24 protein-coding genes are annotated in these 24,705 nt (G+C 58.3%); 10 read left to right on the top strand and 14 right to left on the bottom strand.

What is annotated here, in order from left to right:
* Positions 1-26: 26 nt before the first annotated feature.
* From J3U06_RS04085 to rpsD, 4 genes are all read right to left on the bottom strand, one after another.
* Positions 27-266 carry a hypothetical protein gene (locus tag J3U06_RS04085; RefSeq protein ID WP_024627396.1) on the bottom strand — a complete coding sequence of 80 codons (240 nt, stop codon included), beginning with the start codon at positions 264-266 and terminating at the stop codon, positions 27-29.
* Entirely contained in the window at positions 266-697 is a 432-nt protein-coding gene (locus J3U06_RS04080) for a DUF948 domain-containing protein (RefSeq protein ID WP_267399868.1), read from the bottom strand. Before J3U06_RS04080 ends, J3U06_RS04085 begins: the two co-directional genes overlap by 1 nt.
* A 92-nt stretch (positions 698-789) precedes the next feature.
* A complete protein-coding gene (locus J3U06_RS04075; RefSeq protein ID WP_267444390.1) occupies positions 790-1,458 on the bottom strand; it encodes a histidine phosphatase family protein in 669 nt (222 codons plus the stop codon).
* Between the two features lie 92 nt (positions 1,459-1,550).
* Positions 1,551-2,177, bottom strand: coding sequence for a 30S ribosomal protein S4 (gene rpsD, locus J3U06_RS04070; RefSeq protein WP_267444389.1), 627 nt, complete (start codon positions 2,175-2,177; stop codon positions 1,551-1,553).
* Positions 2,178-2,496: 319 nt separating this feature from the next.
* Between rpsD and J3U06_RS04065 the strand changes: the two genes are divergently transcribed.
* A complete protein-coding gene (locus J3U06_RS04065; RefSeq protein WP_267444388.1) occupies positions 2,497-3,183 on the top strand; it encodes a TetR/AcrR family transcriptional regulator in 687 nt (228 codons plus the stop codon).
* Positions 3,184-3,524: 341 nt separating this feature from the next.
* Positions 3,525-4,439 carry an MFS transporter gene (locus tag J3U06_RS04060; RefSeq protein ID WP_324123882.1) on the top strand — a complete coding sequence of 305 codons (915 nt, stop codon included), beginning with the start codon at positions 3,525-3,527 and terminating at the stop codon, positions 4,437-4,439.
* Positions 4,440-4,525: 86 nt separating this feature from the next.
* On the opposite strand, the gene J3U06_RS04055 is transcribed toward J3U06_RS04060, so the two are convergent.
* The 4 genes from J3U06_RS04055 to J3U06_RS04040 form a co-directional block, all read right to left on the bottom strand.
* Positions 4,526-5,098, bottom strand: coding sequence for an NAD(P)H-dependent oxidoreductase (locus tag J3U06_RS04055; protein ID WP_267399859.1), 573 nt, complete (start codon positions 5,096-5,098; stop codon positions 4,526-4,528).
* A 168-nt stretch (positions 5,099-5,266) separates the two neighbouring features.
* Positions 5,267-6,601, bottom strand: a complete 1,335-nt coding sequence (locus J3U06_RS04050; RefSeq protein WP_267444387.1) for an ABC transporter permease — start codon at positions 6,599-6,601, stop codon at positions 5,267-5,269.
* Positions 6,588-7,781 carry an ABC transporter permease gene (locus J3U06_RS04045; protein WP_267399857.1) on the bottom strand — a complete coding sequence of 398 codons (1,194 nt, stop codon included), beginning with the start codon at positions 7,779-7,781 and terminating at the stop codon, positions 6,588-6,590. Before J3U06_RS04045 ends, J3U06_RS04050 begins: the two co-directional genes overlap by 14 nt.
* Positions 7,782-7,822: 41 nt before the next feature.
* Positions 7,823-8,779 carry an ABC transporter ATP-binding protein gene (locus J3U06_RS04040; RefSeq protein ID WP_220235915.1) on the bottom strand — a complete coding sequence of 319 codons (957 nt, stop codon included), beginning with the start codon at positions 8,777-8,779 and terminating at the stop codon, positions 7,823-7,825.
* A 179-nt stretch (positions 8,780-8,958) separates the two neighbouring features.
* Here J3U06_RS04040 and J3U06_RS04035 point away from each other — a divergent pair, with 179 nt between their 5' ends.
* Positions 8,959-10,206 (top strand): sensor histidine kinase, encoded by a 1,248-nt coding sequence (locus tag J3U06_RS04035; RefSeq protein ID WP_267399855.1) that lies wholly within the window; start codon positions 8,959-8,961, stop codon positions 10,204-10,206.
* Positions 10,203-10,856 (top strand): response regulator transcription factor, encoded by a 654-nt coding sequence (locus J3U06_RS04030; RefSeq protein ID WP_267399854.1) that lies wholly within the window; start codon positions 10,203-10,205, stop codon positions 10,854-10,856. Before J3U06_RS04035 ends, J3U06_RS04030 begins: the two co-directional genes overlap by 4 nt.
* A 51-nt stretch (positions 10,857-10,907) precedes the next feature.
* Here the strand turns inward: J3U06_RS04030 and J3U06_RS04025 are convergent, their stop codons facing one another.
* Both J3U06_RS04025 and J3U06_RS04020 read right to left on the bottom strand, forming a co-directional pair.
* Entirely contained in the window at positions 10,908-13,442 is a 2,535-nt protein-coding gene (locus tag J3U06_RS04025; protein WP_267399853.1) for a UvrD-helicase domain-containing protein, read from the bottom strand.
* 190 nt (positions 13,443-13,632) lie between these two features.
* Entirely contained in the window at positions 13,633-13,926 is a 294-nt protein-coding gene (locus tag J3U06_RS04020; protein ID WP_220235919.1) for a hypothetical protein, read from the bottom strand.
* A gap of 247 nt (positions 13,927-14,173) precedes the next feature.
* On the opposite strand from J3U06_RS04020, the gene J3U06_RS04015 reads away from it, so the two are divergent.
* On the top strand, positions 14,174-14,764 hold the full coding sequence (locus tag J3U06_RS04015; RefSeq protein WP_220235920.1) for a xanthine phosphoribosyltransferase: 591 nt from the start codon (positions 14,174-14,176) through the stop codon (positions 14,762-14,764).
* A 38-nt stretch (positions 14,765-14,802) separates the two neighbouring features.
* Here the strand turns inward: J3U06_RS04015 and J3U06_RS04010 are convergent, their stop codons facing one another.
* From J3U06_RS04010 to J3U06_RS04000, 3 genes are all read right to left on the bottom strand, one after another.
* Positions 14,803-15,795, bottom strand: coding sequence for a D-2-hydroxyacid dehydrogenase (locus tag J3U06_RS04010; protein WP_220235921.1), 993 nt, complete (start codon positions 15,793-15,795; stop codon positions 14,803-14,805).
* 72 nt (positions 15,796-15,867) lie between these two features.
* Positions 15,868-17,037 carry an aminotransferase class I/II-fold pyridoxal phosphate-dependent enzyme gene (locus tag J3U06_RS04005; RefSeq protein WP_267399849.1) on the bottom strand — a complete coding sequence of 390 codons (1,170 nt, stop codon included), beginning with the start codon at positions 17,035-17,037 and terminating at the stop codon, positions 15,868-15,870.
* A 340-nt stretch (positions 17,038-17,377) separates the two neighbouring features.
* Complete coding sequence (locus J3U06_RS04000; protein WP_267444386.1) at positions 17,378-18,322, bottom strand: sugar-binding transcriptional regulator; 945 nt, start codon at positions 18,320-18,322, stop codon at positions 17,378-17,380.
* Between the two features lie 155 nt (positions 18,323-18,477).
* Between J3U06_RS04000 and deoC the strand changes: the two genes are divergently transcribed.
* From deoC to J3U06_RS03975, 5 genes are all read left to right on the top strand, one after another.
* Entirely contained in the window at positions 18,478-19,128 is a 651-nt protein-coding gene (gene deoC / locus J3U06_RS03995; RefSeq protein ID WP_267399846.1) for a deoxyribose-phosphate aldolase, read from the top strand.
* A 92-nt stretch (positions 19,129-19,220) separates the two neighbouring features.
* Entirely contained in the window at positions 19,221-20,567 is a 1,347-nt protein-coding gene (fucP, locus tag J3U06_RS03990; protein ID WP_267444385.1) for an L-fucose:H+ symporter permease, read from the top strand.
* Between the two features lie 14 nt (positions 20,568-20,581).
* On the top strand, positions 20,582-21,598 hold the full coding sequence (locus J3U06_RS03985) for an aldose 1-epimerase family protein (protein WP_267399843.1): 1,017 nt from the start codon (positions 20,582-20,584) through the stop codon (positions 21,596-21,598).
* Positions 21,599-21,606: 8 nt separating this feature from the next.
* On the top strand, positions 21,607-22,533 hold the full coding sequence (gene rbsK, locus J3U06_RS03980) for a ribokinase (protein ID WP_267444384.1): 927 nt from the start codon (positions 21,607-21,609) through the stop codon (positions 22,531-22,533).
* Positions 22,534-22,684: 151 nt separating this feature from the next.
* Positions 22,685-23,509, top strand: coding sequence for an oxidoreductase (locus J3U06_RS03975; protein ID WP_267444383.1), 825 nt, complete (start codon positions 22,685-22,687; stop codon positions 23,507-23,509).
* A gap of 120 nt (positions 23,510-23,629) precedes the next feature.
* On the opposite strand, the gene J3U06_RS03970 is transcribed toward J3U06_RS03975, so the two are convergent.
* Positions 23,630-24,658 carry an alpha-L-fucosidase gene (locus J3U06_RS03970; RefSeq protein ID WP_267444382.1) on the bottom strand — a complete coding sequence of 343 codons (1,029 nt, stop codon included), beginning with the start codon at positions 24,656-24,658 and terminating at the stop codon, positions 23,630-23,632.
* Positions 24,659-24,705 lie beyond the last annotated feature (47 nt).

The following is a 24,705-nucleotide window of genomic DNA, read 5'->3' as shown; positions in this document are numbered from 1 at the left end:
TCTGCCTTGACCTGTCCGCCCCGGGCTCAGCCCTGGAAACGGTCCAGATAGCGGCGGTCCAGCTCGTCCTGCCGCTGGTGCATTGTCTGGGTGAACTGGCGCACCAGACCGGACAGGGTCCGTGAGGCTACCTGGTCCTGGTCCTCACCCAGCACGAATTCCCTCGCACGCTTCGGGGTATTGGCCCTCACATAGGCCTCTGCCTTGGTCACCAGGACCACGCCTGCCGTGACGCCCAGCCCCATCCAGAAGATCCGTTTGAACATCAGCGGGTCCTCCCCTCGTTCCCTTGACCGTCATTGGTCTTTTTTGCTGTGGAGGGATTGGATTCGGCGTTGTCGCGACTACCTGAAAGGAATGACGAGATCGTCTTGCGCAGGGCATAGAGGAAGGCTGCCACTTTGATGACCGGCTTGCCCAGCATTGATCCATACAGGTCGGTCAGGGCGCCGACGTTGCCTGCCGTGGTCGAGGCCGCTGCGGAGATGCGATTGATGTCGGTCAGGGTCTGGTTGAGCTGAGTGACCGTGCTGGCGGACTCGTCCAGGGTGGGCACCACATGGTCGCCCGCCTGCTTGATGGTCTGCGCCAACTGGTCGAAGAGCTTCCCCAGACGAATCAGGGGATAGATTAGAAACCCCGCCAGGATAGCGAAAGCAATGGCCGCTATCAGGCCGGCAATCTCTCCTACGCCCATCTGCTACCTCTCTTCCATTGGTACGATACTGGGGACAACGCTAGCACGCACCGTCTATCAGACTAGGCCACGACCGGCCGGTTGAAGCCGATTCAGCGGTTGAAGGACTGAACCTGCAGGGCGCGCTCAAAGGGGGCTTCCGTATCAAAGTCGAATATTGTGACGCTTCCGTTGCTCGGGCGGCAGCTGGTGTCGTAACGACCGCCGCCGAAGCGGTTGACCAGACTGAGCAGGGTGTTGCCGTGCGAGATCAGCAGGACGCGGTCGCCATCTTTCAGATGCGGATCGGCTGCAATCAGGGCGAATCCGCCGGCAATGCGCGTCCAGTACTCGCTGTCGGACTCCGCATCGCCAAAGGGGTCGGCCTCCTTGAGGAAGTCCCTGGTGGCGGCCAGACCGAACTGGTCCACAATCTGCTGGTAGGTTCCTGCTCCATGTGGCGCGCCTGCAGCCCACCAGGCCATGGCCATGTCCTGCCCCTCGAAATAGCCATAGAACTGCTCGCGAAAGTGACTGTCGCTGACCGGCTCAGGCTTGTTCTCCGACTGGTTCTGGTCCAGGATTCTGCGGACTGTCTCCTGGGCGCGTGTAGTGTCCGAGCAGTAGGCGGCCGCAAAGCTCACTTTGCTCAATCTTTGGCCCGCACGATCAGCATCCTCGAGCCCCGATGAGGTCAAGGGCGAGTTGGACCAGCCCTGGAGGCGGTTGTAGCGGTTGAAATAAGTCTGTCCATGGCGGACAGCATACAGATGGAGCAACATGACCCCATTATCCCACGCAAATCCCAACGGGAGCGTCAGAACCTGAAATGCGATGAGCCCCGGACGAACCGGGGCCCCGAGATTTTTCGCGATCAGCGAGCGTAGAACTCGACCACGTACTGAATGTTGATCTGAACCGGGATCTCCTCCGGTTCGGGCTTGCGGACCAGGGTGGCCTTCAGGGAGGCCAGGTCCACGTTTAGGTAGCCGGGGACTGCAGGAAGCACGTCCCTATGGACGCCTTCTGCGGCGATCTGGAAGGGCACCATGGTCTGGCTCTTGGGCTTGACCTGAATGGTCTGACCGGGCTTGACCCTGTAGGAAGGACGGTCCACGATGTTGCCGTCGACCAGGATATGGCGGTGGACCACGTACTGACGAGCCTGGGCGGTGGTGCGTGCGATGCCAGCGCGCAGGACCAGGTTGTCCAGGCGGCACTCCAGCTCGCGAAGCATGGCTGCACCGGTCTGGCCGGACTCGTGGGTGCCCCGCTCATAGGCGGCACGCAGCTGCTTCTCGGAGACGCCGTACTGGGCGCGCAGCCTCTGCTTCTCGCGCAGACGAACAGCGTAGTCGGACTCGGTGCGACGGCGGCTGCGGCCGTGTTCGCCTGGGCCATAGGGGCGCTTTTCGAACAGGCGCTGGGCCTTGGGAGTCAGGGCGATGCCCAGAGCGCGGGACAGGCGGACCTGGCGACGCGCACGCTGAATGTTAGTCATTGATGCAATCCTTACTTGCTTCTGTCGTTATCTGAACGAAGACGGCCGAAACCGTCGAGTCAGGCCTCTCCAATGCTTCACCGTGCCAAGCACGAACGACCTTGCGGCCGCCGACCCATTGATGGGCTGAGACTCCAGATAGATTCGCGCACAAATGCGCAAACCAAGTGTTAATTAAACCACATGTGCCCGACCTGAGGCAAAGAGTATGTTGTGATATATTCATACCAACGGTCGGTATGATAATGAGTCATGACAGGCAGACTCCCCCAACCAACCGACGATGACCTATCGTCATCGACCTGAAAGGAAGACGCCTATGGCTCGCAATCCACACCCTGAACTGACGCAGGAGCGAATCATCAAAGCCGCTAACGAGCTCTTCAAGCGCCAAGGCTACGACAAAACCAGCATGCAGGACATCATCAATGCAACAGGAGGCTTGAGCAAGGGAGCTGTTTACCATCACTACCAGTCCAAGGAAGACCTCTTCGACGCTGTGGCCAATAGATTGATGAACACTGTGAGCGAGACGACCAGCAAGGTCCATGCCCGGTCGAAGCAAGGCACGGCTTTAAGGCAGCTGCAGTCGCTCTTCTCTCCCGAGCGGGCGCGAAAGAGGCTGGAGGCCGCGGATCTGATGTTCCGCGAATTCAACCCAAAGGCCAATCCTAAGATGATCGGCATGGAATTCACCGCCTTGGTGGATGAGCGGGACGACTTTGTCGACCTGATCAAGCAGGGCAACCAGGACGGTTCAATGCATGTGGACCACGTCGAACAAACTGCAGAGATCTTCCGCCTGCTGGCTAATATGTGGCTCCTTCCCTTCTTTCGTAGGGGAACACAGGCGGAACTGCGCACCAGAGTCGCTTGCTTTTTCTCTATCCTGCAGGGCCTGGGCATCCCCCTGGAGGACCAAGGGTTCTCCGACCTGCTGTCCTCCTTCGGCACCGATGCCAAAGGAGGCGGCAAAGAAAAGACCGAAGGCGAGTGGAGCATATGAACCCGCTCGCTCACAACCAAACCTCAGGCAAAGGGTTGCTGGCACCGCCGTTCATTGCCCTTTTGACGACTGAGATTCTCTCCAATCTAGGGCAGACATGCTTGGTCTTCGCCCTTCCCCTTCATCTGCTCAACATCTCAGGATCGGCATCCCTCTATGGCATGGCATCCGCACTGGCCGTCCTTCCATCCATACTCCTGACCCCCCCTGGGCGGAGCTCTGGCTGACCGACTGCACAAGCAGTCCACCATGGCAGTGCTGGACATTCTCTCGGTATTGACCGCCTTCTTGTACATTCTGATCGGCCACAAAATTGACCCCGTTTTTTGACCGTGGCCTGCATGATGCTGGTCAACACCTATAGGGCCTGTTACAGCCCAACGGTGCAAGCAGCCCTTCACTGCTTGGTAGACAGAAAAGACCTGACCCGTGCATCAGCCCTGGTTTCCCAGGCGATCTCCCTCGTAGGAATGATCGGACCAGTGTTGGCCGGCATGGTCATGGGATTCTTCGGAATCATGCAAACGGTCGGGATTGCCGCCTTGGTCTGTCTTATTTCTGCTGTCTGGATCAGGATCGCCGTCAGGATTCCCGAACCAGCACAGGGCTCCTCCCAAGGCCCAAGAGCACTGGTGAGCCATCTGGCCGCGGATGCCAAAGCGGCTGCACAATTTCTGGTCAGGCATGGCAACCTCAAAGTGGTCATAGGACTCAGCCTGGCGGCCAACTTGATCTTTGCCTCCTACATCAACGTGGCCCTGCCCTATATGGTCACTCGCACGCTGGGCCTGAGCAATGCCATGCAGGGGCTGGCCGAAGGAATACTGGCCTGCGGAAGCCTGCTTGGAGCCGTCTTGGTGTCCATCCGTCCAGCCTGGTTCAATCTGCAACGAATACCCATGCTGCTCTCGGCCAGCGCCCTGGTTCTCCTGCCCATTGCAGCAGGACTGCTTCTGCATTCGCCTACTCATGTCCTCTTCGCACTGGTAACCGGATGCATAGCTCTGGCAGCGGGAATAGTGCAGACGGTCAGCATCACTTCCCTGTCCTATGAGCAGATTCATACCCCTGCAAGGCTGATAGGCAAGGTGATAGGGCTGACCAATAGTCTATGCATGTGTGCGATTCCGCTGGGACAAGCCGCCTTCGGCCCGCTGATCGACCACTGCCCCATGACCCTGATCATCACTGGAGTGGTCATGGTGACACTGCTGACATGTCTGATCGCCAGGCTGGCCATGAAACCGGACGAATGACTGGCATGGCGTATGCCCTTTGAATGCCGCGCCAGCGCTTTTCGTCATTGACGGTCAAAGGTCCATCGCTTAAAGGCTGACAGGTCTTACTTTGCTGAAGGCACTGTCTTGCAAATCTTCCGAGTGAAGGCCTTGCGGCGTCCAGGCGTATCAACCTTCGAGTCGATGCGGCCCAGAATGCTGGCCCCAGTAAATTTGATACCGCAGAATTTTAGGATGGAATACTTCCATCGGGTCACGGTGGAACCATGCATCTTGGAGACGAAGGCCGGCCCATGGCTGCTGCTGATGATTTGCGCCGTCTTGCCCTTGAGCAGTCCCTCCGATTTGAGACTGCTCCCGTACCGGTAGGCAAATTGTGGCGTGAGTACCCTATCCAACCAGCCCTTGAGGATGGCTGGTTCACCTGCCCACCAAATGGGGAAGACAAAGACCAGATGATCGGCTCGGGCAACCATGCTTTGATAACGCTTAGGTGCTGATTCGTCCTCCATGTGCTTGGCATAGCCGTAACGAAGCACCGGGTCGAAGTCTTCTTGGCTGAGGTCGATCATCTCGACCGCGTGACCCTTACGCCGGGCAGTTAGTGCGTAAGCCTGGGCGTTGGCATGGCTAAAACTACCTTCATAGGGTGATCCTTGAATAACAAGTATGTTCATGTCATCTACTTCTTCAGTTGTACTGCATTTGGCTTTGGCGCTATCTAAAACTTCAGCTGGCTCTATTATTCAATAATAATTTTATATTCGGTAACTTACCGCGAGCAAAACCGTCGACAGATTGGACAGCGATGGGTCTGGCCTGAAGATTATATGAATGCAGGTAAGCTACCCGATCATACTAGGATCGGAGCCAGCAGGAGCGACCAGGGTGGCCCGGGTGCGTGTCAGGCGGGAGACCATGAGACCAACGCAGGAATAGGCCAGTGCGAACAAGGCAACCACAGTAAGCGGAAGACCCCAGGAGGCCAAATCTGCCGCACTTGCATCCACTATTGATTGGACAGCGGTGTTGTACCACCAGCCCGGAGTCAGTTTACCGATGGTCTGCATGACCGGAGGCAGGCTGCCGCCGGTACTTGACCCGGAGGTGAACATAACCACCAGGCCGAAGATGACGCCTACAGAGTTTATGAGCGAAGAGGAAGGATTGAACTGAGCAAGCATGAATCCGAAGGATGCCGCCGATACCGCGAATATCAGCATGGCGACAAAGCTCAGCAGCACCCTCCCCCAGCCCAGTGAAGCCAAGGACACCCCAGAAGCCGCCATACTGAAGGCAACGAGTGCCACATAGTAGGCCCAGGAGATGCCTGCCAGGATGAGGGCTGCCGTGAGCTCCTGTCCATTCAGACTGCTTGATCGCATTGGGGAGGCAAGCAGGCGCCGACGTCGGTCAGGAGAGCTGAACGCGGCGAAGAGCGTGGCGACGCTGACCGTCAGCGCTGTCATCAAGGGAAAGGCAGCCAGGCCAACTGTCGTAGCGAAGCCTTCCGACAGTGCTCTATTGTCGCCCTTTGGGCTGGCATGGATGCTCACATGTGGCTGGTTGTCGGCATAGTGGGCCACTGCATAGGCGGCCGCATCCTTGAACACTGCCGACGAATGCAGCTCCATCGAGCCGTTTTGTCCTCGACCTGCAAGCACAGCAAAACGAAGAGCATCAAAATAGCTGTCCACCTGCAGTTGTGCCAGACTGCCACGGCTGGAATTATAGGAGGCCGCCGTTTCAACTTTCGGAAAACCAAGCGTCTTACCGCCGCTGGGAGCTTGGGCAGCAGTGTCTTCAAGCGCCTCAAGGAAGCGTTGCCCATATCCGGCTGGGATGATAATGGTCAAATCGCTTTTGCCGGATACATTTGCGTCCTGCAAAGCCTGTGGCCTATCTTCGACTGTCACCAGCTGGGCCGACTTGCCCAGATACTGCTCCAGACCCCGGCCCAGCTCGCAACCGACCTGGTCACCGCAATCCCTGTTGATGACGGCTACCTTCGCACGTGCGGGTTCGAAGCGCCCAACCGAGCTTGAGGCATTGGCACGCACCGCGGCCTGCATATTCGTGGAACCGATGACAATCATGATCAGGCTCATGCCCACCAGATACAGGAGGAGGTAGAACTTATGCGCCCAGATGACGCGCAGTGCTGTTTTACAAGTATTCATACCGTTGTTTCCTTAGGAGCAGACCACAGGCAGCCAGGAAGATGGCGGCCATAATGACCAGGATGCCGCAGGTGCGGGCGAAGGGTGCCAGGCTGTCGTAGTAGACGATGTCGTAGAAAAGGTTGGAGACCTGCTTGACGGGGTTGATCAGGTGCAGGACCGGAGCGCGTTCCTGTATGGCATTGTTGAGGTCCATAGCCAAGCTGCCATAGAGGCCGATAAAGGCACTCAGGGTGCAGTCGATGCCGACGACCAAACCAACCTTCGTTTCGATGGGGAGTTTGGGAATCGCACCCATCATAGAGCCGAAAGCGGTAGCCATAAAGGTGCCCACGGCGATGGCTATGAGTGCTATCGGGTCACGACCGCCGATTTGCACGCCGCAGACTGTTCGGACGAAGATATAGGCGACTAGGAGGCTGACTGCGGAGAAGAGCCAGGAGGCCAGAAAGGCACCCGCTGCCTGCCGCCACTTGGGGCTGGGAGAACTGGCCCGTCGGGCTCCCAAGGCTGAAAGGTTGGGCTGAGTCCTGGCAATCATCTCAGCTGCGGTGCTGGCACCGATAAGACAGGCCATAGCGAGCACAGCGAAGAAGTAGGGCGCGGTCATCGAAGGGTGGATGTGCGTCAGGCGGATTTGCTTGGTGTAGGTCTGTCCGCCGGATCGCACCAGAATTTGAGTACTCGGTGAGGATTTGGTAGACCTTGCGGATTTTGCTTGGTTGAAGCTGCCCAGCGAAGCGGAGAGAATGGAGACCGCTATGCCTTCGGAAGCGGTTGAATCGGATTGGATGCTGGCTGCTTCACGGTCGCACAGGACCATGTTGACCAGACCGTCAGAGCCCGCGTACAGGTATCCGATGTCTTTCCGGCTATCCAGACGCGTGTCTGCTTCGGCCTTGGTAGCCACCGTCGTCGGGATAAGCAGCTGAGTGTCGTCGGACCCAGCCTTGGGTTTCTTCGATAGTGAGGAAACCAGCTCGTCAGCACCTGGGCTGGCTTTCCAGTTGCTGTCCGAGACTATGGCGAAATGCTGTGCCTCGGCAGTGTAGCCGTCTTGCAGGTTGCCCATGATGCCCAGCATCAGAGCGGCCAGAATGACCGGAAAGGCCAGGACCCAGAAAAGGGAGGAGGTGTTGCGTATCGAGGTCTTGACGTTGATCAGGAATGAGTTCCACATAGATATGTGCTCCTTACGGCAATTGAGCCTATGGACCGCGCTCAGTCACGCAGTTCCTTGCCGGTCAGCTCCAGGAAAACGTCGTTGAGGGATGGCGGACGGCTGGTCAGGTGGCCGTAGCTGGTCTGGGTGGATTCCAGGACCGTCAACACGTCCTGCAGGTTGTGCTCGCCCTGGCGGCAGCGGATGACCAGCTCCTTGCCGTCATAGTCGACAGATTGAGCCAGAGGCAGGGCGCGGATTTTGGCCAGTGTGGACTCCTGCAGGTCCAGAGTCTCGACGGTGACCTGCTCACCGGCCTGGACCATGCCCTTGAGTTCCTCAGCCGCGCCTAGGGCAATCTGACGGCCATGGTCCATAATCATGATCCGCGTACAGATCTGCTCCACCTCCTCCATGTAATGACTGGTGTAAACCACGGTGGCCCCCTGGTCGTTCAGCCGTTCGATGCCCTCCAGGATGGCGTTTCGGCTCTGGGGATCAACGGCGACGGTGGGCTCATCGAAAAAGATGAGGTCGGGCTGGTGGGCGATGCCACAGGCGATGTTGAGCCTGCGCAGCAGGCCGCCCGACAGTTTGCCCGGGCGGAACTTGCGGAAATCGCCCAGCCCCACGAAGTCGATGGCCTGCTCGACCAGGTCCTTGCGGTCGGCCTTCTTGGGCACGTAGAGGGAGCAGAAATAGTCGATGTTCTCCTGAACGCTCAGTTCATTGAAGACGGCCACATTCTGTGGAACCACGCCGATATGACTTTTGAGATCGTAGGAGGTCGGGGTCATCTCCTGCCCGAATATGCGAACCGTTCCCGATTCAAAGCTGAGCAAGGCCAGGATGCAGTTGATGGCAGTTGACTTGCCTGAACCGTTAGGGCCGAGCAGTCCGAATACCTCGCCACGACCGACTTCCATGTCGAAGTGGTCCAAGGCCACCGTGTCACCGTAGCGCTTCACCAATGCGCTGACCTTCAAGGCCGGCTCTTGCTCATGTGAACTGTTCATGATTCCATCATCCCAGCTGCAGCTGGCCCAACACCGTGACAGTTGTCATCAAAATTGTAAATGCTCGAATCAGATTAATGACATCTGTCATGGGTGCTCCCGCCTGTGGATCGGCGCAGGAACGGGTAGTCCGCCAATTACTATTTAGGACAATAGAGCAACAGGGCGAGGAGACATTCATGGGCAGGATAGCTGGCTGGCTGGCCCTGGTTGGTCTGGGGGCCTTATGCGGATCATGGTATGGTTCAGGGGTTTCAGCAACCCTGATCGCTGGCCTCTTGGCCTCGGTAGCAGTAGGAGCCCTGTGTGAATGGACGTTGCCAGCGCCAGGTTCCATGTTGGGTGGTGCCCTGGTGTCGCTTTTGGCAACATTCATACCAGTCTGGCTTTTCTTTTTGCCAGCGCTGGCTTTCGAGGCGGGAGTTGGACTCGGAGCCATAGTCCCGACTGCCGGATCAGTCGGCATGAAAGACTCCCTGGCCAAGGACTCAAGGCTGCTCTTGGACTTGTTGCCGGCATTCTTCTGGCTGATACCTGCCATCACTGACCTCATACTGTTCAGAGGCTTCACCCAGCGCTATGCGCTGCTGACTTTGTTGACATCAGCACTGGCGCAAGGCGGCGGTCTGGCATGTGCGCGCTTGGCGGAGGCTAAGGAGCGTGTATGGCAGATTGAAGACACCGAGCGCTACCAGATTCGCCAACTGCGCGGCCGCATCAACGACCTGGACGAGGAGAGGGCCCAGGCGACCCGGATGGCACACTTATCCGAGCGGACCCGAATCGCCCGAGACATTCACGACAATGTGGGACACCAGCTCACCCGTGCCATCGTGCAGATCCAGGCTGGCTGCGTGGTGGCTCAAAGCAAGGGTGATCAGAGTGCCGAGCAGCTACTGGACAGTGTCGGCAAGACCTTGGACGAGGCCATGACCACAATTCGTCGTTCCGTGCATGACTTGGAGGATGAGGGCACTGACTTCGCATCCCAGATGCAGGAAGCCAGCTCCGAAGCTTCGACGGGGCAGCTGCAGGTCGATCTGAACAATGGCATTGAGGCAGCGCCTGCACCAGTGTGCCGTTGCTTGGCCACCATTGTTCGCGAGGCCCTTACCAATACGGTCCGCCATTCTTCAGCCAAGTCAGCGCAGGTTATCCTGCGCGACCTCCCAGCCTTCTGGCAGATGGTGGTGCAGGACGACGGCGGGATTCAGCAATCGCAGCCTGACAGCTCGCACTTAAAGAAGCCAGAGCTCCATCGCGGCATGGGGTTGGCCGATATGGAGGCCAGGGCCAGGGCCTTGGGCGGCACGGCCAACAGCGGCCCCAACCAGCAAGGATGGAAGGTCTTCGTATCCTTGCCTAAGGAGCCTTGGTTCGACCACACCCCAGCCGAGCATGAAGAGGGTAGGAAGGTAATGGCATGAAAGTCGCTATCGCTGATGATGATCCGATCGTCTGCTCATCCCTGTCAACGATTTTGACGGCAACCGGTACTGCAGATGTGCTCTGGACTGCCGGTGACGGCCAGTCAGCCCTCGAGAGTTTTCAGGCAGCTGGAGGAAAGCCAGACGTTCTGTTGCTTGATGTGCAGATGCCTGGCATGGATGGTCTGGAGGCGGCGGAACGCATCATCGCCATGGATTCGGCTGCCCGTGTGCTCTTTCTAACCACCTTTGCAGACAAGGAATATATTTCACGCGCCCTGGCCTTGGGCGCCAAGGGGTATGTGATCAAGCAGGACGTGGCTTCAGTGGTGCCGGCTCTGCAAGCCGTCATGGCGGGACAGACGGTTCTTGGAGCTGAGGCCGTGGCTAATCTGTCACTAGGCAATAAGGACAAACAGTCGCAAAAGAATCCGGCTGAGCCTGTTCCCCGGCGCTTCCAAACACTGACCGACCGCGAACGCGAAATCGTCGCTCTGGTGGCCGGCGGCCTCGACAACCAAGCCATCGCCAGGCGGCTCTGCCTCAGCGAGGGCACTGTCCGCAATCACATCTCAGCCATCCTGGCCAAGACCAACCTGGCCAACCGCACCCAGTTAGCCGTGGAATGGCTGTCCTCGCAAGAGTCATGAGTGTATAGTTTCGGCGGTCTCGTCCCTGGACAGGCTCCGAGTCTCGATCGTTCAGAGTTTTTCTATCGGTGCCAAGCGCAGCATCAGCCTCTTGGTTCCCTCGGAACCGAAGTCCACGGTCAAGACCGAGTTGTGCCCCTTGTCCTGAATATCGACCACCTTGCCCAGGCCATACTGATCGTGGGCCACCCTGTCGCCCAAAGAGAAGTCCTGAATGGACAGGCCATTCGACTTGGGCTGGCCCGAGGCCCTGCCAGTGCGTGCGGATGACGATGAGCTTGCTGTGCTGTGCCTGGTCGTAACTCTTCCGCTTCTGGAAGAGGAGCTACGAGAGCCATATCCGGATGATCCGAACGACCGCTGCGAGGAGGTCCGCGAGCGCCCATGCACATTATGGGAAGAGCCAAAACCGGAGCCGGAGCCGAACCCGCCGAATGAACGATGACCGAATGCACGGCTATCGCTTTCATCCTCGAAGCCGCCGAATTCGTCCTCGTCGTCACCAAGGTCCCAGCCTGCGCGCATCCGCTCATTGCCCGCCTGCCGACGCTTCCAGTCAATCAGCTCGTCAGGGATGTCGTCCAGGAACTGGCTGGGCAGCATCTCATTGACCTGCCCCCACTGTGAGCGGACGGCCGCCCGCGTCAGGTAAAGACGTCTCTTGGCACGGGTCACGCCCACATAGGCCAGCCGACGCTCTTCCTGCATCTCGTCGGCATCCTCGAGGCAGCGGGAGTGAGGGAAGGTTCCCTGCTCCATGCCAGTCAGAAAGACCACCGGGTACTCCAGGCCCTTGGCCGTGTGCAGGGTCATCAGGGTCACTTTGCCTGAGTCGTCGCCCAAGCCTGGCAGCTGGTCTGAATCGGCCACCAGTGCCGTGGTCTCCAGGAAGCCCGCCAGCGTAGCGTCAGGAGTCTTCTGCTCGAACTCGGCAGCCACAGACTGCAGCTGGCCAAGGTTCTCCAGCCGAGAGGCATCCTGCGGGTCAACGGACTTGCGAAGCTCGTCCAACATGCCGGACTCCTCCAGGACCTTCTCAACAATCTGCGATGGCTTGGCATCGTGCTCAGAGGCAAAGTCGGTCAGGGAGCTGATCAGATCCCTGAAGGTCTTCATCCGCTTGACCATCAGCGTGGAAGCTCCGGGCACTTCCTCAATATGCTGCACCCCCTCCCAGAAGGAGACCTGATGCAGATCCGCATAGGAGGTCGCCGCCGCCTCGGCACGTGCGGCCAGGCCCCGCTTGGGCACGTTGAGTATCCGACGCATGTTCACGTCGTCCTGGGGATTGGCGATGGCGTGCAGGTAGGCCAGGGCGTCCTTGATCTCCTTGCGCTCGTAGAAGCGGGTCCCGCCCACCAATTGATAAGGCAGACCGGCGTTGATCAGCCCCTCCTCCAGGGCGCGGGACTGGGCGTTGGCCCGGTACATGATGGCCATGTCGGAGTAGGGAATGCCCTCCTCGCTGCGCAGTCTGGCGATCTCGGTGGCGATCCAGGCGGCCTCCTGCTGGGCGTTGTCGGCTGCGTAGCCCACGATGGGCTCCCCCTTGCCCAGGGCGGTCCAGAGCTTCTTGGGCTTGCGGCCTTCATTTTTGACAATGATGGCATTGGCTGCATCCAGAATGGTCTGGGTTGAACGGTAGTTCTGCTCCAGGAGGATGGTCCGGGCCCCAGGGAAGTCCTTCTCAAAGTCCCTGATGTTGCTGATATCGGCCCCTCGGAAGGCATAGATGGACTGATCCGAATCCCCCACCACGGTGATCCAGGCCTGCTCCTGCTTGCCTGCATCGGCACCGGCAAGCTCGCGCATGAGCACATACTGGGCATGGTTGGTGTCCTGGTACTCGTCCACCAGCACGTAGCGGAAGCGATGGTGGTAATACTGCGCCACCATCGGGGATTGCTGGAGCAGCTGGACGGTGCGCACAATCAAATCGTCGAAATCGACGGCGTTGGCCTGAGCCAGCCGATGCTCGTACTCGGCGTAGATCACGGAGTAGAGCTCCTCCTCGTTGCCGAAGCGGGCGGTAATCTGCTGGCCGCGCTGCCCGGGCCGGTAGTCGGGGGCATACTCCTGCAGCTGCGTGCGCCAATCCTGCAGGTTGTTCTTGTAGTCGGATATGTGGCTCAAAATGTTTCTGGGCGTGTAACGCTTCAGATCGATGTTGAGGTCCTTGCCAATCAGTTTGATCAGGCGCTCGGAATCGGCCGTATCGTAGATGGTGAAGCCCGATCGCAGACCGATCTCCTTGCCATCCCTCCTCAGAATGCGCACGCAGGCCGAGTGGAATGTGGACACCCACATGCGGTCGGCCACGGGTCCGATCAGCCGACGCAGACGCTCGCGCATCTCGGAAGCTGCCTTGTTGGTGAAGGTGATGGCCAAGATCTGGCTGGGCCAGGCGCCGAACTGACTGAGAATCCAGGCGATCCTGCGGGTCAGCACTCGGGTCTTGCCAGAGCCTGCGCCTGCCCCGATCAGCAGGGCCGGCCCCTGGTATTGAACAGCCTCGGCCTGCTGATCGTTGAGCCCCTTGAGCAGCTCCTTGGCGCTGCGCTGGATCAAGTCCGGTTCCTCGTTCACAAGCCACCTCTTGCCATCTGGTCTCGGTCACCGTCACAGGCCGGATGGCGCACACCCGGCAACCAACTATTTCTACCACAAAGCGGTGTCATCGACCTTGGCTCAGGGGTCAGCCAGCAGATATAAAAATCCCGTCCGCTTTCGACGGGGAAAGCGAACGGGGGTAAATCGGGGAAGTCAGATGACCCAGTCAGTTGCGCATTTGGTCCTTGGCGTTGTTGGCGGCCTCAGTGGCGCCCTGCTCAGCCTTTGCCTTGCCCACCTTGACATCGGCCTTGGCCTGGTCCATCTTGTCCGAAGCGGCGTCCTTGGCATCGGATGCCTTGTCCTGGGCAGCGTCCTTGGCGTCGCCCATCTTGTCGGCAACGGCATCCTTGGCATCGGATGCCTTGTCCATAACGGTGTCCTTTACATCGCCTGCGACGTCGGAAATCTTCTCGCCGGCAGACTTCATGGCATCCTTTGCATCATCCAGAATCCCCATATGGTCCTCCTTAGGTCCTTTAACGCACCGCGACGATGCGCGACCAATGCGGTCAATTTTCACTGTAACAGTCAGGACCTTGAATCCGCGGATTGACGGGCTGACACGCCAGGAAGACACTCCAATCCGCTGGAGGTGAAACCTGGCGGATCAGGGCGGCCTGACCACAGTCCCAGAACCGGGTTATCTTGGTGTCTATCCGCCGGGACCACAGGGGCCCCGCATTCATGACGACAAGGACGATGACATGCAGGAACTCGAGGAGCGAATCCGCCGCCAAGGCACGGTCAAGCCTGGCAATGTACTCAAGGTGGACGCCTTCCTCAACCATCAGTGCGACGTGCGGCTCTTTGACCACATGGGCGCTGAATGGGCCCGCCTATTCGCTGGTCACAGGATCGACAAGATTCTGACCATTGAGGCATCCGGCATCGGCATCGCCTGCCTGGCCGCCCGCCACTTCGGCGACGTGCCGGTGGTCTTCGCCAAGAAGACCCAGTCCATCAACCTTGACGGCGACCAGTACACGGCCCGCATCTACTCCTTCACCAAGCAGCGCGAGTACCCCGTCATTGTGGCCAAGCGCTTCCTTACGGAGGGCGAGCATGTGCTGATCCTTGATGACTTCCTGGCCAAGGGCAACGCCCTGCACGGTCTGATCGACATCTGCCATGATGCCAAGGTCGTCATTGAAGGCATCGGCATCGCCGTGGAGAAGGGCTTCCAGGAGGGCGGCCGTACCCTGCGCAAAGAGGGCTACAACCTCAAGTCCCTGGCCATTGTGGAAAACATGGACCCGGACCAGGGCACCATCACCTTTGCGCACAATCCCGCCTGAGCAGGCCGGCGCCCGGTCCGGGTCGCGGAAACATAGCGTCAGTCCACCTGATGCTCGCTGGTGCCGCCCTCCAGAATGGTCTTGACGTCATTCAGGGAGATGTTGACCATGGCGTTCACAGCGGCATCGGTGTAGAAGCCGATGTGGGGTGAAACCTCCACATTGGGCATGGCCTTGAGGGTCTCCAAGGCCTGGTTGCCGACCCTGGCTCCACTCAGGTCCTTTTCGAAGATGCCAGCCTCCCCCTCGATGGTATCGATGGCTGCACCGGCGATGGACTTGGTCTGCAGGGCCTCAATCAGCGCCGGGGTGTCCACAATGGGGCCGCGGGCGGCGTTGACCAGGAAGGCCGAGGGCTTCATGGCATCCAGGGCCTGCGCGTTGATCAGATGGTGGGTGGTCTCGTCCAGCGGCGTATGGACGGTGACGATGTCGGCCCGCTTCAAAAGGGTGGGCAGATCCACATAATCAAGAGTGTCTGCCAGCTCTGGGCGGTGAACCGGGTCGTTGGCGATGACGGTGGAACCCAGGGCCCGGAAAATCCTGGCAACGGCCGATCCGATCTTGCCTGCTCCAATGATCCCCACGGTCAGGTTGTGGATCTCGTGGGCCTGAAGCCCAGCCCAAGTATAGTCGTCCTTGGCCTCGCGAGCGCTGGCCTCCCCCAGATGCCGGACCAGACGCATGACCTGGGCCAGGACCAGCTCGGAGACCGACCGGGGCGAGTAGGCAGGCACGTTGGTGACGACTAGTCCATTCTCCCGGGCGGCCTGCAGGTTGACGATGTCATAGCCCGTAATCCGCAGGGTCAGCTGCTTGATGCCATAGTCCTTGAGCCGCTGGTAGAGCTCGGGCTCGGGCAGGGCCGCGTGCTGCTGGATGACGATGCCGTCGTATCCCTTGATCATGTCCACGGTCTTCATCCCCAGATCGTGGTCGGTAGTATCCACCTGAATGTCATTGGCTTGCGCCCAGGCCCGAATGGCCTCCTGCTCGTCGGGGCGTACTGAATACATAAGAATGCTGGTCATTGTTCCTGTCCTTGGTAACTGCCTTCGTCGATTGTTGCTCGGTGATGATTGTCGAATGAATCGCCGGAGGGATCAGCCGCGATTTTGGTGCATATAGTCGCCGATCCGCTCCACTGCGGTATGCAGGTCCTCCATGGAGGCCGCATAGGAGATGCGGACGTAGCCTTCCCCACCGGGCCCGAAGCTTGCTCCGGGGATTACCGCCACCTTGGCCTTTCGAGCCAGGTCGTAGACGAAGCTCCAGCTGTCGCGCATGCCCTCGGGCAGCTGGGCGAAGATGTAGAAGGCACCCTTGGGATCGATCACGCCCAGACCGACCTCGGGCAGGGCCTTGGCCAGATAGTCCCGCCGCTTGCGGTAGGCCTCGCGCATCGGATCCGTGTCATTCATGCCCTTAGTCAGAGCCTCCTGGGCGGCATACTGGGCGTTGGTGGTCACCGAAGTGATGGTGAACTCGTTGACCTTGCTGATTTGGTCAATGACGTCGGCTGGGCCGGCGGCGATGCCGACCCGCCAACCTGTCATGGCATGGGACTTGGAAACCCCGCCAAGCACGACCGTCTGCTCGGGCAGGATGGCGCCCATGGATACATGGGTGTCCTGGTAGGTCAGCTCGGCGTAGATCTCATCGCTGAGCACGAAGAAGCCGTGCTTGCGCGCCACCTGGGCCAGAGCCTCCAGATTTTCACGGGCATAGGTCACGCCGGTGGGGTTGGTCGGATAATTGAGCACCAGGGCCTTGACCGGACCATCGCTGTTTTCGACGGCGGCCTCCAGCTTGTCCGGCTTGAGAATGAAGCCGTCATCGGATGTGTCGACAAAGACGGTCTTGGCGCCGCTCAGCTGGGCAATAGGAATATAGAGAGGAAAGATGGGCGTGGGCAGAATGACCGTGTCGCCCGGGTTGATCATGGCGGTGAGGCCCGAGAAGATGCCCCCGGTGGCCCCGGCCGTAATCACTATCTGACTGTCAGGGTCGCAGTCCAGTCCGTACTTGGCCTGAAGGTAGTCCGCTGCCGCCTTACGCAGACTGGGCATACCGCGACTCTCGGTGTAATGACTGTGGTTGTCTTGGATGGCCTGGATGCCCGCCTGCTTCACGTGCTCAGGGGTGAAGAAGTCAGGCTCACCCAGGGTCAGCTTCACAATGCCGTCTATTCCGGCGATCTCCTTGTTGAACTCGAGAATGTCGCTCGGTGCCAGAGCTTTGACCCTGGCATTCATATGCTCCGCCAATGTCATTGGCTTGTCCTTTCCCATGCGGTTACTACAACCATTGTCGCTGGTGCTGCCCTACCGACTATGCGGTGACGATGCACGGGAAATGCTGTCGACGACTGCAGGGCCGGTGGGTTCCGATCCGTGCAACCGTTCCTACAAGGCACGCGGCGTCACAGATCGAATCCGTGCCACCAATAGGTAAATCGTGTGCCCTGCATGCTGAAACCTCCTGCGGAATCTACAATCAGCATTGATAGTAAGCGTACAGCGGTGTTTCAACAATCATACGAGCGCGACCATTATTTGACCAAACGCTTGTTTACTGGCAAGCAGTGCAATTCCCTCGATTGCAGAGGTTCGCCTATTCCTCTAACAGACGCATGGCAGCCTGGGAATCCGTAATCAGCACATTGGCATAGCCGCCCAGAAGCGCCGCACGCATGGATGCTATCTTGGAAGGCCCTCCCGCCACCAATATGGAACATGGCTTCTTGCGCAATCGATCAAGCTGTATCCCCACCGTTCTCGCGTTAATGCCATCATCCGCAATGGAGCCGTCCGGAGCTATAAATCGTGAAAGCACATCCCCGACAGCCTTATGCTGCAGCATGATGATCTCTCTGCGGGAGAGATATCCCAGTTTGAAAAGCATGGCATCGTCACGAACGGTTCCACAGGTAAACACGGCGATATCGGTACGTTCCCCCTGACGAACAATCTCGTCGATGAAACGATCCTTGAGCACAATATCCCGAGTCAAGGCATTGTCGAAAATGACCGGCAAGGGCAGCACTGTGGTGGTGGTGCCGAAGGCCATGCCGAATTTCAGGGCGATATCCGCTGCATAGTTGTTGAAATCGGACGCGGAGACACTCCCCTTCAACTGCACCACCGATACATCCTTGTGCTCATTGGGCCGCAGATGATCGGCTACGGACTTGAGGGTCCTCCCCCAACTGATGCCCAACCGGTCGTGATCGCCGACAATCTCGGCCAGGTAATCTGCTGTAACCGTGCCCAGTTTGTCCCTGATGGCGTCTTCGTCACCGGTCGAGTCATAGGTGAGTTTGACCTCGCGCAGGCCGAAAGCCACTTTGAGCCTCCTGGCCAGCGACTCCAAATCAGCCTGAGGATCAGTTATGAGCACGCGGACCAGCCCCTCCTGCCTGGCGAATGCCAGAAGACGCGAAACCGTGGGACGAGAAACGTTCAGTCTGCGGGCGATGGCGCTCTGGCCTAAGCCCTCCTCATAATACCAATGACAGACTGTGACAGCTTGATTCCTGTGCTGTTCATCGTCGATCATAAAACCTTCCCTTCTCCTGGTTGTGCGGAACCAACATGCAAAAGAAATTCATGGCCAGCTGGTGATTAAGCATCCATTTTTGAAAATATGTTCATTATAGCATTTTACTTCTGTGCATTCACTGTTACAGTGAGGCTCACAAGGAGGTAACAACCATGCAGATCAATCGGCTCATCGATCACACACTGCTCAAACCGGACGCAACGCTGGCGCAGATCGACCAGGTCATCGACGAAGCCCTGGACAATCATTTCTATTCGGTCATGGTCAATCCCTACTGGGTTTCCCACGTCCATGAGCGGGTGAAGGGGTCGGATGTCCTGACTGCCTGCGTCATCGGCTTCCCCCTGGGCGCCAACACCACGGCAACCAAGGTCGCCGAAACCCAGGAAGCCATCGCGAACGGAGCCGATGAACTGGATATGGTGATCAATATCGGCGAAATGGCAGGTGGCCGGGAAGACCTGGTTGCCAAGGACATTCGTGCTGTCGTCGAGGCGGTCCATCAGGCAGGAAAAGTGGTCAAGGTCATCATCGAGACCGCCCTGCTTAGCGATGAGCAGATCGCAAGGGCCAGCGTGCTGGTGGCCGATGCGGGCGCCGATTTCGTCAAAACGTCCACCGGATTTGCCAGCCGCGGCGCCAGTGTGCACGACATCGAAATCATTAAAGAAGCAGTCAAGGGAAGAATCCACATCAAGGCCGCCGGCGGCATTCACACCCGGCAGGAGGCCGAGGCCCTGATCAACGCTGGTGCCGAACGCCTGGGCACCAGCTCCAGCATGGCCATCATCGGCAAGGCCTGACTTCGGCATCCGGGGGCCAACCCCCGGGCCGACTCTTATATTCTCGGCGGGCGCAGCGCAGCGGCCGCCGAATGCAAACCCAAGGAGGGGTTATGCAATCGCCAACCTTTCATCTGTTCAAACTGCACGCACAGGAATTGGATGATGGATACCTGGACAGGACGCCAATGCTCCAGTACATCCTCCTCTCCTGCCTATTCCCCCTTTGGGGAGCAGCCGCCAGTCTCAATGACATACTCATAACCCAATTCAAAACCATCTTCACGCTGTCCAATGTTGCCAGCGCCTTTGTGCAGACGGCCTTCTATCTTGGCTACTTTCTGATTGCCATACCAGCTTCGCTCATCATCAAGAAGACCTCATACAAGGTCGCCATCATGATCGGACTTTCGCTGTACACCATCGGATGCTCAATCTTCTTCCCAGCCTCGCGCATGGCCACCTACGGATTCTTCCTGATTGCCCTGTTCGCCTTGGCCTGCGGATTGAGCTTCCTGGAGACCTCGGCCAACACCTTCAGCTCACTGATGGGCCCGAAGAAGTATTCCACTCTGCGGCTGAACATCTCTGAAACCTTTTACCCGTTGGGTGCCATAGCCGGCATACTGCTGGGCAAATATCTGATCTACGGTGCCGGCCAAAGCCTGGAAAGGCAGATGAAGGGACTTCACGGACAGGCCCGCATCGCCTTCGGCGAGCGCGCCCTTCAGCATACGCTGCTGCCTTACAAATACATCATCTTCGTCCTCTTGGTCGCCCTGGTGCTTTTCGCACTGACGCAATTCCCCTCAGGCAAGCCCAAGGTGGATCCGACCAAACAGCAGCCTCAGGCGCGCATCGGCGAGACACTGGTCTATCTTGCGCATAACCGCCGCTTCCTTTGGGGCATTTTCACCGAGTTCATGTATGTGGGCATGCAGACGGCCGTGTGGTCCTTCACCATCAGGTTGGCCATGGAACTCAATTCCTCGATCAACGAACGCTCGGCATCGACCTTCATGGTCTACAGCTACGCCGCCTTCTTCATAGGCAAGGTCATTGCCAACTTCATGATGAAGTCCATGCACCCCGCCCGGGTCCTGCAGTGGTTCTCGGCATTCGGACTGGCCGCTCTGGTCTACATCCTCCTGGTGCGCAACATGAGCGCCGTCTATGCGGCCATTATCGTCTCGGGCCTGTTCGGACCCTGCTGGGCCACCATCTACTCCCAGACCTTGGATACGGTGATCGACAAACGCCACACGGAAACAGCGGGAGCCATCATCGTCATGTCCATTGTGGGCGGGGCCTTCATTCCAGTAGCGCAAGGATTCGTCGCGGACATCTCGAACATGTCCCTGTCCTTCCTGGTCGATGCGATCTGCTTCGCGGTCGTCTGCGTTTATTCCACAGCAAAGATGCGTGCCTTCAAGGCTGAAGGAGCTCGAGAAAACCAATGAAAGGAAAACCAATCATGCAACAACTTCATCTCAATCATGACATGTTCGGCCCGGCCGAATTCACCCTCTATGAGGACGATGCTTTCAAAGCCGTCACCTTCACCTACCCATCAGGAGTTGAAGCGGTCCGCATGGAGAACTCGCGCGGCCAGCTTACCGTCCTGCCCTACATGGGCCTGATCATCTGGGATGCGGTCTTCGACTCCACCAGCCTGAAGATGAAGGACATGTTCTCGCAGCCCCTGCCCGGCACCGCCATAGCTGATACCTACGGCTGCTTCCAGTTCACATCGGGACTCCTGGGCGGAGGAACACCAGCCCCGGAGGACGACTATCAGCTTCACGGCGAGGCTCCGACCAGCCGTATGGACAGCGCCTGGCTGGGATTCGAAGAAGGAACCATGTCAATACATGGGCAATTCGAATATGTCAAAGGGTTCGGCGACCACTACCTGAGCCGGCCGTCCGTGACATTGCATGCAGATTCCGGACTCTTCGACATCGGCCTGGAGGTCACCAACCTCTCCAACTACCAGACCATGCCTCTGCAGTACATGTGCCATATGAACTACGCATACGTGCATGACGGGCATATGGAGCAGAACGTGCCTGACGAGGCTTTCCGTCTGCGCCAGACCGTTCCCGCCCACGTGCATCCCACCCCGCAATGGCTGGCCTACAACGAAGAACTCAAAGCAAGCGGCGAGCTGATCAATGACCTGAACGACGAAAGCCACTACGATCCTGAGATCGTCTTCTTCTCCCAGAACCTGACCCACTTTACGGATATGGCCGAGTTCCGGCTCCATCTGAATGCCGAGCACAACTTCCTGACGCGGTTCAGCACGGAGCAATTCCCCATCGTCACCCGCTGGATCCTGTACAACGCCGACCAGCAGGTGGCGGCCTTCGCTTTGCCCGGCACCAGCACGCCCGAGGGCCGTGCCGCCGCTGAGAAGGCAGGCACCCTGATCCATCTGAAGCCTCAGGAAACACGTTCCTTCCTGGTAACCACCGGTCTAGAAAGGTAAAGAACAATATGGCTGACATCACTGTCATCGGTTCCAATATGTACGAGCTGACCACCTTTGTCGATCGCATGCCGGTGGAAGGAGAGACTGTAGAAGCTCCTGAATTCGAGATGGGATTCGGCGGCAAGGGGGCCAACCAGGCCATTGCCGCCGCCCGCTTGGGTTCACAGGTCAACTTCATCACCATGGTCGGCAAGGACGAGTTCGGCAGACAACAGCTGGAAAACTATCGCAGCAACGGCATTAGCTCCGAGGGGATCGGCATCGCTGATGGGAGCAGCGGCGTGGCGCCTATCTTTGTGGACACCAGCGGCGACAATCGGATCCTGATCGTCAAAGGCGCCAACAAGCAGCTGACCCCTGCCGCCTTGGACAGTAAAAAAGACCTGATCAAGGGGTCGAAACTGGTCGTTCTCCAACAGGAGATCGCCCTGGAGACCAACTACCATGCGATTGAACTGGCAGAGGATTACGGCGTGCCTGTCCTGCTGAACCCTGCGCCAGCCAATGATGATCTGAACATCAACTATGTCTCCAGAGTGGCCTTCTTTGCACCAAATGAGACCGAACTGGCCACACTCACCGGAATGCCCACAGAGACACTGGACGAGATCAAAGCTGCAGCACGGAACTTGGTTAAGCGTGGGGTAGGCAACCTGATTGTCACCATGGGCGGCAAGGGCGCCCTCTGGGTCAGCGCCGACCAGGAGCTGCTGGTGCCTGCGGTCACGGTTGAAGCTGTGGATACCACTGGCGCCGGCGATGCCTTCATCGGCTCGTTCGCCCACTACTACACGCAGGGCGAGGATGTGCCAACAGCTCTGGGCCACGCCAACAGATACGCTGCAATCAGCGTCACACGCCGCGGCACCCAAAAGGCTTATCCAACAGCCGCCGAGCTCAGCGACCTACTGCTGGAAAGAGTGCAGGTGTAAGGTCTTCACCATGGTCGCATTGCCAGACGTGGACGGATAGACCGCCCTCGTCTGGCTTTTATGTCCTTACTTTGAAATGCTGTCATATACTGTGTCTCAAAGAAAAGCAGGAGCCACGATTCACAGACACCAGCCAGAGAGGGTAATAAATATGGCCAATCAAGTGGCACTGGTCACTGGAGCCACAAGCGGCATAGGATATGAAACCGCGCGAATGCTCGCCGAGCATGCATACAGGGTGTATGCGGCAGGGCGACGAGTCGAACGACTGAAGCCGCTGGGCGACAAGGGGGTGACGGCCCTGCAGATGGATTTGACTGATTCTGCATCAATTGAGAAGGCTGTCACACAAATCCTGCAGAAGGAGAGGCGAATCGACCTGCTGGTCAACAACGCCGGCTACGGGTCCTATGGCCCAGTCGAGCAGGTCTCCATCGAAGAGGTGCGACGACAATTTGAGGTCAACCTCTTCGGCCTTGCCCGCTTGACCCAGCTGGTACTGCCCGCCATGCGCCGAGCCAGACGCGGCCGGATCGTCAACACCTCATCCATGGCAGGCCGAATGGTCACCTATATGGGTGCCTGGTATCATGCCACAAAGTACGCTCTTGAAGCCTTCAGTGACGCCCTGCGCATGGAAATGCGTCCCTTCGGTATAGACGTGGTCCTGATCGAACCCGGAGCCATTGCCACAAACTGGGGTACGATCGCCGCCGACCATCTCCAGACGGTCACCCGCAAGAGCGCCTATCAAAAGTCAGGATTCCGAGCTGCTGCCGGGTTACGCAAACTGTACTCCGGCAGGCATTTGACCCAACCATCAACCATCGCCAAGGCCATCGTCCGTGCTTCGATAGTACGCCATCCCCGCCCACGCTACCTTCTGGGCTTCGGCGCCAAACCTCTGGTTGCCCTTCATGCTTTGCTCCCCACCCGCGCTTGGGACTACCTGATGGTCCATGCCAAGGGCCTGTAGGCGGAAAACAAGCTATCAGAACAGTACTCCTGAGCAGCCGAATGCTTGGCGAGGAAGCTGTCGGACAGGAGCGGCATAGCTACAATGGGATCCCTAGCTAACTGTCAGGATTCTAGATCCTCAAGCCTCCAAAGCTCGCGCTCCCAGGAGCGCCTGCTCAGCATCCATGGGAACGCGGCCCAGGCCGTCAAGACCGACATTGAGCAGGTAGTTGATGCCGTACTTGTTCAGATGGGCCTTGTAATCATAAATGGTCTGCGGACTCTTCCAGTTCTGGTCATGATAGGAAAATCCCCAGGAATCGTTGATGGTCCCGGCGGTCTCATAGAGGCCGAGCTTGGAGGGCTTGAATCCTTCGATCGAGTTGTAGTCGACATCCCCGTCCGAGGTTGCCTTCTCGCTGGCATCCGAATCTTCGGGAATCTCGTTGTCCCCCAGAGAGACGTAGTCGTAACGACCGTTGCCCAGTCTGGAATTGATCAGGCAGTCGGGCTGCAGGCGCTTGACCGTATCGTAGATGGTCTGGCTCTGCTCGTCGCTGAGGGTCATTGGTACGTCAAACCAGGCTACCGATATTTCCCCGTAGTTGCTCATGATCTCTTCGATCTGCGGCATGATCTTGTGCTCGAATGCCCGGTCGTAGTTCTTCTCCCCCGTGAAGTCCCAGCTGTTGTCCCAGGTGGTGCCTGCGGTCTCAATATCGTTCGAGAGGTATCCGCCGCCATCGGGTTCATGCCAGTCCAGGTCCTGCGAATAGTAGAGGCCAAAACGCAGTCCGGCCTTGCGGCAGGCCAAGGACAGCTCGCCGATCACATCCCGGTGGAATGGCGTCGCGTCATAGACGTTGTAGGGATCCACCAGCGACCGGTACATGGCGAAGCCATCATGATGCTTTGTGGTGACGACCAGGTACTGCATACCGCAGCGCTTGGCCAGGTCAACTATGGCATTCGCGTCGAAATAAATGGGATTGAAGGCCTGGGTCAGGCGCTCGTACTCCTTGTTGGGGATCTGGAGCTTGGATTGGATCCATTCCGCATAGTTGCTAGACGACTTCCCCTGGTACTCTCCTCCCAGGAGTGAATAGAGACCCCAATGAATCATCATTCCGTACTTGGCTTGCTTGAACCATTCCACGGTATCGCTCATTATTTACCTCTGTTTCTGTTGATTGACACGAGTTGCAATGACCACTC

This window comes from Bifidobacterium sp. B4142 (genome assembly GCF_026537325.1).
Classification (GTDB): Bacteria; Actinomycetota; Actinomycetes; order Actinomycetales; family Bifidobacteriaceae; genus Bombiscardovia.
The sequence above is the reverse complement of the archived record's forward strand: the minus strand, read 5'-3'. Positions and strand labels throughout refer to the sequence as shown.